This is a genomic window from Rhodococcus sp. NPDC019647 (genome assembly GCF_044389235.1).
In the GTDB taxonomy this organism is placed as follows: Bacteria; Actinomycetota; Actinomycetes; order Mycobacteriales; family Mycobacteriaceae; genus Rhodococcus_F; species Rhodococcus_F oxybenzonivorans.
Window position 1 is genome coordinate 20,888 of sequence record NZ_JBIRXS010000003.1, and the last position, 15,107, is coordinate 35,994.

Genomic DNA, 15,107 nt, shown 5'->3' on the forward strand with positions numbered 1-15,107 from the left:
CATTATTGGTTACTGCCAAAGCGAATCGGCTGTAACACAACGCTAGGCGACGCACATGTCCGCGTCGTGCATCTGTCGGGTGCTGTTACCGCCCGACGCTCCGCTGATCAGCCGTTTCACGTCCACGCTCGGGCCGATCTACATGAATTCACTGCCGTGCATCATCCTCGCCGACGAAGCGAAATACATCACCGGTGCCCAGATTCCGGTGGATCTCGGCAACCTCATTCGCTGATCTCTTTTTCGCCCAATGCCCCAGTGGCGCAGTTATTCTGCACCGCTAGGGCATTCGGCGTTCCCGAGGGGGATCAGACCGCGATGTCGCGGCGCAGCATTTTCCCTGTCGCGTTGCGTGGCAGGAGGTTGGTGGTGATTCGCCAGCGGGTCGGGACTTTGAAGTACGACAGACGTTCGGCCGCGTAGTCCCGCAGCTCCGCCTCGGTGGTCGTGGCACCGGGCCGTAGCACTACGACGGCCGACACTTCCTGTCCCAGATCCTCGTGCGGCGTGCCGATCACCGCGCACTCGAGGACACCGGGATGTTCGTCGAGGCACTGTTCGACCTCGGTGGGGTAGACGTTCTCGCCGCCGCGCAGGATCAGATCGGAGCGACGTCCCGTCAGCCGGAGCCGGCCGTTCTCGACGACGCCGTAGTCGCCGGTGCGCAACCACCGGCCCGGCGCGATTGCCGCGGCGGTGGCGGCCTCGTCCTCCCAGTAGCCGAGCATCACGAAGGGGCTGCGCACGCACACTTCGCCCTCGACTCCGTCCGGGAGCCACTTCCCGTACGGATCGCGGATCTCCATGCTGACCGTGATGATCGGCCTGCCCAGCGTGCCCGGGTACTGCTCGAGTTCGGGACCGGCGGCCACGGCGATGGCCGTACTGCACTCGGTGAGACCGTAGCTGTCCACCAGCGCGTCCCGGGCGAACGGCACCTTCTCCCGCAGCCGTTCCTTGAAGGCGACCGACGACGGCGCCGACGCCAGCGAGAACGCCGTCAGCGAGGACAGGTCGTACTTCTCCAGGTTGTCGTGTTCGACCAACCTCGACGCCATGGTGGGGACCGCGCCCCAGTTGGTGACCCGTTCCCGCTCGATCAGGGCGAGCACGGCGTCCACGTCGAATCCGCCCTGATGCATGACGACGGCGCCGCCGGTGGCGAGCCGCGGCACCACCAGGTTGTGCAGGCTCGCGATGTGGAACAGCGGGGACGTCAACAGGTAGCGCCGCGGGCTCGGGACGGCCGGGTCGGTGGACGCACCCGTGAACTCGGCGACCACCGCGTCACTGAACCGGTGGTAGTCGACTACCGCAAGGATGTTGCGCTGCGAATGTAATGCGCCCTTGGGGCGGCCGCTGGTGCCGCTCGTGTAGAGAATGGCGGCCGGATCGTCCTCGTCGACGTCCGTGTGGGGCATCGGGGCGCCCGCGTACCGGTCGAAGAGTCGGGGCAGATCGTCTTCCATGGTGAGAACCGGGATTTCCGTTCCGGCCGCGGCGAGCGTCTCGGCCCGCTTCGCGTCGGCGATGACGACGGTGGGGCTGCTGTGTGTCAGCCCGTACTCGACCTCGCGCGGTACCCACCAGCCGTTGAGTCCCACGCTGATGGCGCCGAGCACCTGCGTGGCCCAGAAGGCGATCACCCATTCCGGAGTGTTGGCGGCGAGGATCGCGACCCGGTCGCCCTTGCGGACACCGTGCTCATCGCGCAGCGCGGTCGCGAGTGCCGCCACCGCTGCCGCGTGCTCGGTGTACGACAGCCGGCGGCCAGCGGTCACCAGGTAGTCCCGGTCTCCCCACTGCAACGAGGTGGCGAGCAGGTCGCCGACCGCCCGTCCGCGGTTCTTCATCACCGGCATGCGGGTGCCCAGTACGGGCTCCTCGACGATCTCGAACCGGCCACCGGGCCCGGTGAGGCGGGACATCACCTGATCCAGGTGCAGCTGTGGATCTGTAGGGGCAGTCATGGGGCCGGCCTTTCGTCCTCGGGCACTCGTACCGACACAAGATGGCACGCCGTGGCAGGGCTTCGGCCGTGGTTACCACTCACCGAGACTGGCCCGATCCGCGGTGCCTCCGCGCCGTTACGTTCGTCAGCGAATCGCAGCTGGAGGGACACCTAATGACCATAGATCTCGACCCGCCCACCGTGAAGGTCGATCCACTCGGGCCGGCCAAGCTCGGGCCGATCACTCTGCGCAATCGCGTCATCAAGGCCGCGACGTACGAGGGACTCACGCCGAAGGGTCTGGTCACCGACGAACTGATCGAGTTTCATCGGCAGCCGGCGGCGGGCGGGGTCGGCATGACCACCGTCGCCTATTGCGCCGTCGCCGCCGACGGGCGCACGGCTCCCGGCCAGATCACCTGGCGTGACGACGCGATGCCGGGACTGCGGAAGCTGACCGACGCCATCCATGCGGAGGGGGCGGCGGTGTCTGCACAGATCGGGCATGCGGGGCCGGTGGCCGGCGCCAAATACAACGGCGCCCCCGCGCTGGCGCCGAGCACCCAGTTCCGTCTGACGACGCAGACCTTGGCGCGAGCGGCAACCGTCGCCGACATCGAGCGGATCACCGCTCAGCACGTCGACGCAGCGAAGCGGGCCATCGAGGCCGGCTTCGATGCGATCGAGCTGCACTTCGGGCACAACTACTTCATCAGCTCGTTCCTGAGCCCCCGGACCAATCGGCGCAAGGACCGATACGGCGGCAGCCTCGAGAACCGTGCGCGGCTCGCCCGTGACACCGCGCGGGCCGTCCGCGACGCGGTGGGCGATCGGATCGCGATCCTCGCCAAGCTGAACATGGACGACGGTGTGCCGGGCGGTTTCTGGGTGGACGAGGCCATCCAGGTGGCGCAGTGGCTGGAGCAGGACGGCTCGCTCGACGCACTCGAACTGACGGCGGGCAGCTCGCTGCTGAATCCGATGTACCTGTTCAAAGGTGATGCGCCGCTGCGCGAATTCGCGGCCGCCATGCCCCAACCCACCAAGCTCGGCATCCAGCTCGTCGGCAAGCATTTCCTGAGGGAGTACCCCTACCGCGACGCCTACCTGCTCGACGACGCCCGTCAGATCCGTGCGGCCGTCACCATGCCGCTGGTGCTTCTCGGCGGTATCACCGGCAAGGCGAGCATGGACCTCGCGATGGAAGAGGGCTTCCAGTTCGTGGCGATCGCGCGTGCACTGCTGCGTGAGCCCGATCTGGTCAACCGCATCACCGCGGAGACCCACAGACCGGGTCTGTGCAATCACTGCAACAAGTGCATGACGGCGATCTACGGTGGCACCCATTGCGTGCTCCGGAAGCCATGACCACGCACACGCCGTCGAGAGGAGAGCTCGAGTTGGAACGCACAACGATCGCCCAGATGCTGCTCGACCGGTTGGATGACGAACGGCTGGGAGTCCGCACCCGCGAGCAGGACTGGACGTGGGACGCGGTGGTTCACGAGAGCGCGGCGCGTGCTGCACTCGCCGCGTCGCTTCGGCGCGGCGGTCCGTTCCACATCGGTGTGCTGCTCGAGAACACCCCCGAGTTCCTGTTCTGGCTGGGAGGCGCGGCGCTCGGGGGAGCGACGATCGTCGGCATCAACCCCACCCGCCGCGGGGCCGAACTCGAGGCCGAGATCCGGTACGTCGACTGCCAGCTGATCGTCACGGATGCCGCGGGCAAGGCGCAGCTCACCGGTCTCGACCTCGGATTGTCCGAAGACCGATTTCTCCTCGTGGACGATCCGAGGTACGCGGATCGGGTGGCGTCCTGCCGGGTGGAACACCCCGCAGCGGACCCGGCGATCGACGCCTCGACGCTGTTTCTGTTGCTGTTCACCTCCGGCACGACGGGCACGTCGAAAGCCGTGCGGTGCAGCCAGGGTCGCCTGGCGCGCCTCGCCTACTCCAACACGGTGAAGTACGGTCACGTGCGGGAGGACGTCGACTATTGCTGCATGCCGCTGTTCCACGGCAACGCGCTGATGGCGTTGTGGGCGCCCGCACTCGCCAACGGGGCCACCGTGTGTCTGCCGCGCAAGTTCTCAGCCTCGGGCTTCCTGCCCGACGTCCGGTTCTTCGGCGCCACCTTCTTCACCTACGTGGGCAAGGCGCTGGCGTACCTGATGGCCACGCCGGAGTTGCCGGACGATTCCGACAACACGCTCGTACGGGGTTTCGGCACGGAAGCCTCGCCGGAGGACAAGGCCGAGTTCATTCGACGGTTCGGCGCCGAACTGTACGAGGGGTACGGCTCCAGTGAAGGCGCCGGCTCGGTGACGCTCGACCCCGCCGCACCCGAGGGTGCTCTCGGCAGACCCGCTCACGAGAACATCGTCATCGTCGACCCCGACAGCCTCGAGGAGAAGGCCCGGGCCAGGCTCGACGAGCACGGCCGCGTCCTCAACCCGGACGAGGCGATCGGTGAGATGGTCGACAAGGCCGGAGCAGGGCGATTCGAGGGTTACTACAAAAACGAGGATGCCGTTGCGGACCGCATCAGGCACGGCTGGTACTGGACCGGTGACCTCGGCTACCTCGACGAGGAGGGGTTCCTCTACTTCGCGGGACGCAAGGGTGACTGGATCCGGGTGGACGGGGAGAACACCTCCGCGCTGATGGTGGAACGGATCTTGCGTCGCCATCCCAAGGTGATCGCCACCGGCGTCTACGCCGTTCCCGACCCGCGGTCGGGCGACCAGGTGATGGCCGCCGTCGAGATGTCCGACCCCAGCGACTTCGACCCCGCGGACTTCGCATCCTTCCTCGCCGGCCAGGACGACCTGGGTACGAAGTCCGCGCCGCGCTTCATCCGCGTGTCCACCGACCTGCCCGTGACCGGATCGAACAAGGTGCTCAAACGTGCTCTGCAGGAAGAATTTTGGCGGTGTGACGATCCGGTCTTCCGGTGGGTGGGACGCGGCGCTCCCGAGTACCACGAAATGACCGACAGCGAGAAGACCGCGCTGGAGCAGGAATTCCACACGCACGGGCGGCAACGGTTCCTGCGGGTGTGACGGTGAGGTGGGCACAAAATCGGGAGGTCATATCTCGGGTCGGGTGAGTGTCGTGTCGGCCATGTTCCCGCGCTGGCCCGCGAATTGCCGCCGGTACGCGGAGGGGGAAATCGCGAATGCTGTGGCAAATCTCTGCCGAAGGGTGACGCTGCTCCCGAAGCCGCATTTCGCGGCGATGGAGTCGATTCCCCAGTCGGTTGTTTCGAGTAATGCCCGAGCTTCTTGCAGGCGGTGTTCGAGTATCCAGCGTGCTGGGGTCGTTCCGGTGGATTGCTGAAAGTGACGTACGAAGCTGCGTCTACTCATCCGCGCCTGGTCGGCGAGTCGGTCCACGGTGAGCGGCTCGTCGAGATGGCTGAGTGCCCATTCCTGCACTTCGGCCATGGTCGTGTCGGATACCGGTTGAGCCAGGGGGCGATCGATGTACTGTGCCTGCCCTCCTTCCCGGTGAGGGGCGACGACCAGGCTACGGGCGATCCGGGTAGCGACGGCAGATCCGAGGTGTTTGCGAACCAGGTGTAGGCAGGCGTCGATCGCCGAGGCCGTCCCCGCCGAGGTAAGGACGTCACCGTGATCGATGTAGAGCACCGAGGAGTCGACCTTGCTGCCGATGCTGCGTTCAGCGAGTAGGGGCATCACCTCCCAATGCGTGACCGCGGAACGTCCCCCGAGCAGGCCGGTGTCGGCGAGAGCGAAAGCGCCCAGGCACAGACCGACAATGGCAGCGCCGCGGGCATGCGCGGACGTGATTGCAGTCTTCAACTCGTCGTTGACCGGTGTGAGGGACTGAGGCCAGGAAGGGATGACGACGATGTCGGCCCACTCGACGGTGTCCGGGCCTGCAACCTCGCCGATCGGGTATCCCTCGATGGTGCGAACGGTTCCTGCACGATCCGACCACAATCGCGTCTGCCAGTCGGGTGCGAGCCCGAGGCGGCCCACCTCGCCGAACACCATCAGCGGTGCCGCCAGGTGGAACATCGTGATGTCGTCGAACGCGTAGACAGCGATACGCATCATGCCTCCGAGGTTGGCCTGATTCCATCGAAAGTATGCATCCATGCCACTCGTAGAGGAAACCGATGTGCCGAACACTGGGACGGGTCGCGTCCACACCATGGCGGCGCGACGCCATCAACGAAGGGGAAACTTATGACCGCACCTCGCCGCGCCCTTGTCGTCGTCGATGTCCAGCAGGAGTACTTCGAGGGACCACTCGAGATCCAGTACCCACCGCGTGCGGAGTCACTCGCCAACATCGTGAACGCTGTGGAGACAGCCACCACGCGTGAGATTCCGGTTCTCGTTGTGCAGCATCAGATGCCGCAGGGCGCCCCCGTTTTCGTCGAGGGCACCGTAGGGTGGTCGCTGCATCCGGAGATCGAACGGCGCATCGATCCGGCTACCAAGCGGGTTCACAAGCAGTACGGGAGCGTCTTCGCCGGTACGGATGTGGCGCAATGGTTACACGCGCACGACGTCGACACCCTCACGATCGTCGGATACATGACCAACAATTGCGACCTCGCCACAGCGGTGGAGGCGGAAGGGCTCGGGTTCGCCACTGAAATCCTGTCCGACGCCACGGGTGCCATCAATCTGGCCAACGAGGCCGGCACGATCTCCGCTGAGTCCCTGCACACGGCACTGATGGTGTTGCTGCAGTCGAACTTCGCTGCCGTGTCGACCACTGCGCAGTGGATTGAAGCGCTGACGTCGGACTCGGCGCTGCCCAAGAGCAACCTGGTGCAATCGGCCATCGACGGACGCTCGGCGGTCGCCCTCACCTGACGAGAGTGGCCGGCGAACATGCGTGCAGCCAGCCGGATTGGTGCTCAGATCCGCGCTGGTGGCCGCCGGCCAGGGTGACGGACTGCCGATCCGGTGCGCTGGGCCGACGTGCGCGGTCCCCGCGGGCGCGGACTGGGGGAGACCCCGAGAACAGTGAGCGGGCCGCGCTCGTCGTCCGGGAGTGCGTCGGCCCGCCACTTCTTCACAGCCCGATAGAGCCACTGACCGACCTGCTCCCCGTCCGCCGTGACGTAGTTCGCGGGAACCAGTGCGTTCCCGTGCTCTTCGCGGTACGCAGCGATTTCGGTGAGCATTCGCCGTCGCTTGCCGTCGATCCGGGACACGGTCGGCAGTGGGGTGTCGTCGTCGCTCCACACGAACCCGATCGCGTCGAGTTCCGCAATGCGGTGCGGTGGCAGGGTGCCGAGCATGCGCGCCACCCTCTGGCGGTGTTGCCAACGACCGAGGTGGAACCCACTTTCGGTGACGTAGTCAACCGGGATCGCGGTGTGGGGGTGTTGGCGGCGGAAGTCGGCGTAGAGCTGCACAGGGGAGGAGGCGGGCTGGTTCGCTGGCATCGGAATCGCACCCTTCCGGAGGCTCTCACACGTAATGGGGATTGTCATCACGTCAAGTATGTCCACCAGTTGGACGATGTAGCAAGACAGTTGGCCCCGTTGTTCGCTGTGTCAGTGAGTATCGGTGTTGGGTCGCGTCGGCACTCAGACCGAATTGCAAGCCCACCGAACCGGGCGCGTGGGCAACCGACCGATCCGCACCTTCGTCTGAGGAGCAAGCGCCACAGGGGAATTAGGTGGTCGAACTGTATGCGCTTCAGGCAATCGATCGGTGGTACTCGACGTGATCACGGGGTGACGATGGTGAAGGCCGGGTCGGGGGCGTCGGTCAGTTCGACGATCCTGGTGATGGCGCTCGCGTCGCCCTCCATCGTGATGGTGTCGGTTCCGGATCCGGCTAGCAGGCCGAGCAACTGTGGCTTCGTCAGCTTCACCACGAGGTCGGCCGGATCGGACCGCTTTGTCGGGTAGTGGATCAACACACCGTTGGACAACTCCATGCGGTAGGTCTCGTCCACGTCGGTGAAGTGCCAGCGGATCGCCGCCGTCACATCCCAGGCCCGCGGACCGTCGATGCGAATCGCGATGCTGTCGAAGATCTGCGTGATGGTGAGCGCGGTGGCCATGCCCGCTGCACTGACCTCGGCCGGATGCGGCGGGCCATCGACCTCGCTTGCGCCGACGAGGAAGTTGTTCCGCCACGTCGCGCACTCGGAGCCGTAGCCGAGTCGGGTCAGCGCGTCGGTGAGCACTTCCTTGGCGCCGGCGTGATTCGGCTCGGCGAACACCGCATGGCTCGCGAGTTCGGCGGCGAAACGTAGATCGCCTTCGTCAGCGAACTCCCTGGCCCTCGCAACAGCGGCATCGATCCCACCGATCGCACGGACGTATCGGGCGCCTGCCACCTCCGGAGGGTGCAGCCACAGGTGAGCTGGGTTGCCGTCGTACCAACCGAGGTAGCGCTGATAGATCGCCTTCACGTTGTGGCTGACCGAGCCGTAGTAGCCGTGTGTATGCCACGCGGCGTCCAGAGCGGGCGGCATCGGAAAGTTCTCAGCGATCTCGGTGCCGACCTGACCCTGGTTGATGCGGCGAAGCGTTTGATCGTGGAGGTAGGCATAGAGGTCGCGTTGCTCGGTGAGGTAACCGATCAGGTCGTCGGTGCCCCAGGTCGGCCAGTGGTGCGAGGCGAAGGCGACGTCCGAGTCGTAGGCGAACATTTCGATCGCCTCGGTGAGGTAGCGCGACCAGTTGCGTGCGTCACGCACCTCCGCGCCCCGCAACGTCAGCAGATTGTGCAGATTGTGGGTCGCGTTCTCCGCCAGGCAGAGCGCGCGATGGTCGGGGAAGAAGAAGTTCATCTCCGACGGCGCCTCGGTTCCCGGCGTCACCTGGAACACCATGCGGACGCCGTCGAGAATCTCCTCCTGCCCGGTGTGAGTGATATCGAGCGTGGGTGCGAGCAGTCCCACGGTTCCCTTCGATGTGCTGGGCCCCAGGCCCGCCCCCAGGGTGCCGGTCGCGCCGACGGGGAGCACCATCCCGGTGTGGAACATGCCGCGCCGCAGCATCGCACCGCCGGCGTAGACGTTCTCGGAGACCGCGTGCTCCAGGAAGTGCTCGGGAGCGACGATCGGCACGGTGGTGTCGGCGTCGACGACACCGAGTACGCCACCGAAGTGGTCGATGTGGGAGTGGGTGTAAATGACAGCGGTCACCGGGCGGTCGCCACGATGCTCGCGATACAGCGCGAGCCCGGCCGCGGCGCACTCGGCGGAGACCAACGGGTCGATCACAACCACCCCGGTCTCGCCCTCGACGAGCGTCATGTTCGACAGGTCGTAGCCGCGGATTTGATAGATCCCCGCGGTGACCTCGAACAGTCCGTGGATCGCAGTCAACTGTGCTTGGCGCCAGAGGCTCGGGTTCACCGTGTCGGGACAGTCACCGGTGGTCGCCGCGGCAAAGCCCTCGGCGTCGTAAACCACCCGGCCGTCACCGGCGCGGACCTGCGCAGGTTCGAGCACGGCGACAAGACCACGGTTGGCATTGTCGAAATCGGTGCGATCGGCGAAATCGGCGGACATCGGCACTCCTCGCAAAATGGGTCGTGGTGGGTTTCGCACCCACGGCCCCCAGTCTCGTGATTCGGGGGCGCCCCTGGCATCACCCTTCCCAGGTGAAGTCGACCGAGACAGTAGGAGGTCTGGTTCCGGTCGGTCACAGTGCCGTGTGCCCACCTCGTCATCGCGTCTCATCACTCGAGCGTGATCGCATGTGAATGGAGGGTGTCCGGAATTGCTTTATCCGACAGTCGATTCGGCTTTTACCCGCGTAGTTGGGCGTCGACGTCTCGGCGGTGGAAGCATCGCTCGACGCCGGCGCCTACTACGACTGACAACGAGACCGCGGTTGCGCCCAGCTACAGCTGGCCGCTGCTTGACACTCGAGCCCCTCGGACCCGGGCGTTTGCCGTCCGACTCGCGCCCTGTGCACTCGGCGCGCCGGCCGCCTTGGAGTAAGCGAGTGCGCCCGCGTCGATCGACCGGCCTGATGTTGCGGTGTCGGATTCGACCGCGGTGAGCCGCCTGGCGATATCCTTAGGTGCTACTCGAGAGGTTCTCGGGCAGTTCGACGTGCACCGTGAAGAGATGTGTCGATGAATAACGGGGATCCATTCGCGACCCAACGCGACGTGTCCGGTGCGGTCACGGCGGAACTCGCGGCGGCGGGGTTCGAGGATGCTGTCGAGATCGGTCGTGGCGGGTTCGGGATCGTGTACCGGTGCACGCAGGCGTCGCTCGAGCGTTCGGTGGCTGTGAAGGTACTGACTGCGGATCTCGACGAGGAGAACCGGGAACGGTTCATGCGAGAGCAACGGGCGGCGGGCCGGTTGACCGGTCATCCCAACATCGTCAACATTCTCCATGCCGACGTCACCGACAATGGTCGCCCGTTCATTGTGATGCCTTACTGCGCCCGGGGCTCTGTCGATGCCCGAATCCGGCGCCACGGCCCGCTTCCGCTGGCCGATGTGCTCCGGCTCGGGGTGAAGATGGCCGGTGCCTTGGAAGCCGCGCACAAGGTCGGCATCCTCCATCGCGACATCAAGCCCGCGAACATACTGCTCACCGATTACGGCGAGCCGGCATTGACGGATTTCGGCATCGCACACATCACCGGCGGGTTCGAGACGACCACCGGGGTCGTCACCGGGTCACCGGCGTTCATCGCCCCCGAAGTCGTGGCCGGACGCCCGCCGAGCACGTCCGCGGACGTGTACGGGCTCGGTGCCACCCTGTTCGCGGCGCTCACCGGCCATGCCGCGTTCGAACGCCGCAGCGGCGAGCAATTGATGGCACACTTTGTGCGGATCACGTCCGAGCCGGTACCGGACCCACGCGAGCACGGCGTTCCCGAGGACGTCAGTGCAATCATCGAAAAGACCATGGCCAGTGATCCCGAGACTCGCCCGTCTGCCGCGGAGCTGAGTCAACATCTGCGCGAGGCCCAGTTACGGCATGGATTCGCGGTCGACGAGATCGCTGTGCATACCGCCGAGCCAGGGGCAGCGACCGACGCACCTCCCGGAAAAGGTGGTTGGCCTGCACCGTCGTGGTCGGCCGATTCGGGGCGAGGGGGCCAACTCCCGCTGGAGTTGACCAGCTTCGTCGACCGCCACACGGAGTTGACCGAGGCGAGGAACGCGTTGTCGAACGCGCGGCTGCTGACCCTGACCGGCACCGGTGGGGTCGGAAAGACCCGTCTTGCGCTTCGTATCGCCGGCAAGGTGCGCCGAGACTTCGCCGACGGCACCACCCTGGTGGAGCTCGGGGAGTTGCGTGACGAGTTGCTGTTGGCGGGTGTGGTGGCGAATGCGCTGGGATTACGTGACCAATCGGCGCGACCCATACCCGAGGTGCTCGTCGAGTTCCTCGCCGGGCGCGAACAGTTGCTGATACTCGACAATTGTGAGCAACTGGTGTCCGCGGTCGCCAAGCTCACCGAGACCCTGCTTCGAACGTGCTCACGGCTGCGGATTCTCGCCACCAGTCGCGAACCACTCGGCATCAGCGGGGAAGCGGTGCTGCTTGTGCCACCGCTAGGCGTCCCGGATCCCGACGATCTACCGCGAGGGATGGCGGGCAACGATGCGGTCACCCTGTTCGCCGAACGCGGAGCCGCCGCGATCCCGGGATTCGAGGTCACCGAGGAGAACAGGGTGACCATCGCGCGGATCTGCCAGCGACTGGACGGGCTCCCGTTACCGATCGAGCTTGCCGCCGCCCGGTTGCGGGTGATGACACCGGAACAGATTTTGCAACGCTTGACCGACCGGTACGTACTGTTGACCCAGGGCAGCAGGGACGCGCCGTCGAGACAACAAACGCTCCGGATGTGCATCGACTGGAGCTACGACCTGTGCACACCGGCGGAGCAGCGGCTGTGGGCGCAGCTGTCGGTCTTCGCCGGTAGCTTCGATCTCGACGCCGCCGAACAAGTGTGCGGCGCAGATCTGCCCGTGCAGGAGATCCTCGACACGGTGACCTACCTCGTCGACAAGTCGATCCTGATACGGGAGCCGGCCGGTGCGACAATGCGGTTCCGCATGCTCGAGACCGTGCGCGATTACGGCCGAGAAAAGGCGCAGGAGAGCGGCGAGCAAGCCGAACTGCGTCAGCGACACCGAGACTGGTGTGAGCGCCTGGTACTCAACGCCGAATCGCAGTGGATCAGCTCCCGCGAGCTCGCGTTGATCACCGTACTCGTGCGGGAGCACCCGAATCTTCGGGACGCCCTGGAATTCTGCGTCTCCGAGAGCCCAGACTCGGGGCTCCGGATCGTTGCCGCCCTGTACCCGTTCTGGCTGTCCAGGGGTCTGTTCTCTGAAGGCAGGCGGTGGCTCGACCGGCTTCTCGCCCGTCAACCGGCGGGGCCGACCGCCGATCACGCCAAGGCGCTCTATGTCGGCAGCATGATGGCGGGAATCCAGGGGGATCTACAGGCGGCGGCCGCACTGGTGGAGGATGCACACGCACTGGCCGCTCGGACACGGGACCCGCTGACACGCGCACACATCGACAGTGCGCTCGGCTATGCCGCCCTGTTCGGTGGACAACCTCGCGACGCACGCGCCCATCTCGAGAATGCTGTTCGAACCTACGCCGGGCGCAACGATATCGTCGAGGTTGCAGCGCTCATCGGCCTTGGCTTGGCCGACGAGTTCCTCGGCGACGCCGAACACGCCATCGAAGGTTATGAACGCGTTCTGGTGATCACCGATGCACGGGGTGAATCGGTGTTTCGGTCGTATTGCTTGTGGGGGCTGGCGGTCGCGGTATGGCGCCGCGGGGAGCGGGAAAGAGCGGTTCGACTACTCGAACAGGCACTGCAGGCCGACCTCGAGGTGAACGACAGGCTCAACGCCAGCTTCAGCCTGCAGGCGCTGGCATGGATCGCCGCCGAAGAGCAGAACGCGCGGCGCGCGGTCGTACTGCTGGGAGCCTCAGAGAAGCTCAGTCGCTCCGTGGGAAGTCCAATCGTCGTCTTGCCCAATATGAGCGAGTACCAAGAAGAGTGCGAACGCTCGACCCGACACGCCCTGAGCAAAGAGGCTTACGCGGCCGCCCATCGGGACGGGACCGGCTTGAGTTTCGACGCCGCAGTCGCCTACACGTTAGGCAAGCAGCTTCCTACTGAATCTCAGCCCGCGGCTCCCGCCGCACACCTGACCAAGCGCGAGCGTGAGGTCGCCCAGCTGATCGCCGAGGGACTGACGAATAAAGAGATCGCCACCCGGTTGGTGATCTCCCCTCGCACCGCTCAGGGGCACGTTGAGCATATTCTGACCAAGTTGGGATTCACTTCACGCACACAGATCGCGGCATGGGTCGTCGAAACACGCACGGAAGATCTCTGAGCGCGCGATCCAAGATGTGACTCTTCTTCAGACGTCACAGGGGTGCAGTGAGTTTCACCCCAGGGTTCCTAGTTGCACTCCTCGCTCGAGCGGAGACTTCGGTGCGTCGGAAAATCCAGCGATCGGAGAAACACTATGGCCGAGATGGTCGAAAAGCCGCGGGCGCCGCACACGCGGGGAGTCGCCCGCACCCTGATCACCGCCTATGGAATGGTGGTCTACGCCACATTTCTGATCGTGTTCGTGTATGCGATCGGATGGGTCGAGGGGCTCGTCGTGCCTCACACGATCGACGATGGTCCTGACGCTCCCGTTGTGGTCGCCGTGGTCATCGACCTGGCGCTGTTGACAGTCTTCGCTATGCAACATTCGGTGATGGCCAGGCCCTGGTTCAAGCGACGCTGGACGAGGATCGTCCCGCAGCCGATGGAGCGCTCGACATATGTACTGTTCGCCACGGCGGCGCTGGCGCTGCTGATGTGGCAGTGGCGTCCGCTGCCCGAGCAGATCTGGAACGTCGAGACCACCTGGATCCGCGTAACACTGTATGCGGTGTCGCTCGGCGGATGGGCTCTCGTGCTGGCGGCAACGTTCGCCATCGACCACTTCGATCTCTTCGGGCTGCGTCAGGTGCTGCGGAACCAGAGCGGTCAGTCCGCACTTCCCAGTGCCTTTCGCACACCGATGCTGTACCGGGTGATCAGGCACCCGTTGTACGCGGGTTTCGTGATCGCGTTCTGGGTGGCGCCGACGATGTCCTGGGGCCGACTGTTGTTCGCGGTCGGGACCACCGGGTTCATCCTGGTGGCGGTGCGCTTCGAGGAGCATGACCTGGTCGATACGTTCGGCGACGACTATCGCACCTACCGCACGCGGGTGCCGATGCTCGTCCCGCGGATCCGCTCCCGAGTGCGGTAGCGTCAGCGGCCGTCGGCGACGGCGATGTTCCAACCACTCAGCCGACGGCTACGGGGACCCGTGTCTGCGCCACCCAGCGTCCGTGCTCGTTGGAGATGGTGATGGAGTGGTCGAAGCAGTCACTGATGTTGGCGGTCGTAAGGACGTCCGATACCGGGCCCTGCGCGACAATCACACCTTCCCGCACGAGAACGGCATGTGTGGTCGTTGTGGGGATTTCCTCGAGGTGGTGGGTGACGAGAATGCTGGCGCGGTCGGGGTCCTGGGCGCGCAGATCGTCGAGCGAAGTCAAAAGCTGTTCGCGCGCCGCAAGATCGAGGCCCGTCGCCGGCTCGTCGAGCAGCAACAGTTCGGGTTCGGCCATGAGGGCGCGGGCGATCAGGGCGCGGCCACGCTCACCCTGGGACAAGGTTGGCCACAGCAGATTCAACCGTGCCCCCATCCCGAGGGCGTGGACGAGCTCCTCCGCGCGCACAACCTGCGCGTCGGTCGGTGCCCACCGCGGAGGAAACTCGGGGGTGTTGGTCAGGCCGGTGAGGACGACGTCCCGCACGGTCAGCGGCGCCCGGACCACGTGGCGCGGATTCACATGACCGATGTGCGCTCGCAGTTCCCGCATATCGACCCGGCCCAGCCGGTGACCGAGAACGTGGACGGTGCCGGCCGTGGGGTGCGCGGTTGCTCCGAGCAGCGAGAGCAACGTGCTCTTACCGGCACCATTGGCGCCCAACAGAACCCAGTGTTCGCCGCGTCGAACCTGCAGTGTGACGTCGCGCAGGAGGAACCTACCGTCACGGACCAGGTCGACGGATTCGACCCTCACGACGGGAACGGAATTCTCCATTAGTTGTCACCTTTCCGCAGGGATGCACAAAACATGGGCGCTC

At 65.6% G+C, this 15,107-nt stretch carries 11 protein-coding genes; 6 read left to right on the forward strand and 5 right to left on the reverse strand.

Annotated features, from left to right (window positions below):
- Nucleotides 1-55 precede the first annotated feature (55 nt).
- Entirely contained in the window at nt 56-235 is a 180-nt protein-coding gene (locus ACH49N_RS07605) for a hypothetical protein (protein WP_358278075.1), read from the forward strand.
- A 73-nt stretch (nt 236-308) separates the two neighbouring features.
- Here the strand turns inward: ACH49N_RS07605 and ACH49N_RS07610 are convergent, their stop codons facing one another.
- A complete protein-coding gene (locus tag ACH49N_RS07610; RefSeq protein ID WP_358278077.1) occupies nt 309-1,970 on the reverse strand; it encodes a class I adenylate-forming enzyme family protein in 1,662 nt (553 codons plus the stop codon).
- A 155-nt stretch (nt 1,971-2,125) separates the two neighbouring features.
- Between ACH49N_RS07610 and ACH49N_RS07615 the strand changes: the two genes are divergently transcribed.
- Nucleotides 2,126-3,319, forward strand: a complete 1,194-nt coding sequence (locus ACH49N_RS07615; protein WP_159918577.1) for an NADH:flavin oxidoreductase — start codon at nt 2,126-2,128, stop codon at nt 3,317-3,319.
- Complete coding sequence (locus ACH49N_RS07620) at nt 3,316-5,013, forward strand: AMP-binding protein (protein ID WP_358278079.1); 1,698 nt, start codon at nt 3,316-3,318, stop codon at nt 5,011-5,013. Before ACH49N_RS07615 ends, ACH49N_RS07620 begins: the two co-directional genes overlap by 4 nt.
- 27 nt (nt 5,014-5,040) lie before the next feature.
- Here ACH49N_RS07620 and ACH49N_RS07625 read toward each other — a convergent pair whose 3' ends face one another.
- Complete coding sequence (locus ACH49N_RS07625) at nt 5,041-6,030, reverse strand: helix-turn-helix domain-containing protein (protein ID WP_358278100.1); 990 nt, start codon at nt 6,028-6,030, stop codon at nt 5,041-5,043.
- A gap of 135 nt (nt 6,031-6,165) precedes the next feature.
- Here ACH49N_RS07625 and ACH49N_RS07630 point away from each other — a divergent pair, with 135 nt between their 5' ends.
- Nucleotides 6,166-6,804 (forward strand): isochorismatase family protein, encoded by a 639-nt coding sequence (locus ACH49N_RS07630; RefSeq protein WP_358278081.1) that lies wholly within the window; start codon nt 6,166-6,168, stop codon nt 6,802-6,804.
- A 44-nt stretch (nt 6,805-6,848) separates the two neighbouring features.
- Here the strand turns inward: ACH49N_RS07630 and ACH49N_RS07635 are convergent, their stop codons facing one another.
- Together ACH49N_RS07635 and ACH49N_RS07640 are read right to left on the reverse strand one after the other, a co-directional pair.
- The gene (locus ACH49N_RS07635; protein WP_358278083.1) at nt 6,849-7,382 is read right to left on the reverse strand and encodes a helicase associated domain-containing protein; all 534 of its coding nucleotides are present in this window, start codon (nt 7,380-7,382) and stop codon (nt 6,849-6,851) included.
- A gap of 287 nt (nt 7,383-7,669) precedes the next feature.
- Nucleotides 7,670-9,469: an alkyl sulfatase dimerization domain-containing protein gene (locus tag ACH49N_RS07640; RefSeq protein WP_358278085.1), complete on the reverse strand. Its 1,800-nt coding sequence runs from the start codon at nt 9,467-9,469 to the stop codon at nt 7,670-7,672.
- Between the two features lie 572 nt (nt 9,470-10,041).
- Here ACH49N_RS07640 and ACH49N_RS07645 point away from each other — a divergent pair.
- Complete coding sequence (locus ACH49N_RS07645) at nt 10,042-13,302, forward strand: protein kinase (RefSeq protein WP_358278087.1); 3,261 nt, start codon at nt 10,042-10,044, stop codon at nt 13,300-13,302.
- 135 nt (nt 13,303-13,437) lie between these two features.
- Nucleotides 13,438-14,220 (forward strand): methanethiol S-methyltransferase, encoded by a 783-nt coding sequence (gene mddA / locus ACH49N_RS07650; protein WP_358278089.1) that lies wholly within the window; start codon nt 13,438-13,440, stop codon nt 14,218-14,220.
- A gap of 37 nt (nt 14,221-14,257) precedes the next feature.
- On the opposite strand, the gene ACH49N_RS07655 is transcribed toward mddA, so the two are convergent.
- Nucleotides 14,258-15,064 carry an ATP-binding cassette domain-containing protein gene (locus tag ACH49N_RS07655; protein WP_358278091.1) on the reverse strand — a complete coding sequence of 269 codons (807 nt, stop codon included), beginning with the start codon at nt 15,062-15,064 and terminating at the stop codon, nt 14,258-14,260.
- Between the last annotated feature and the right edge of the window lie 43 nt (nt 15,065-15,107).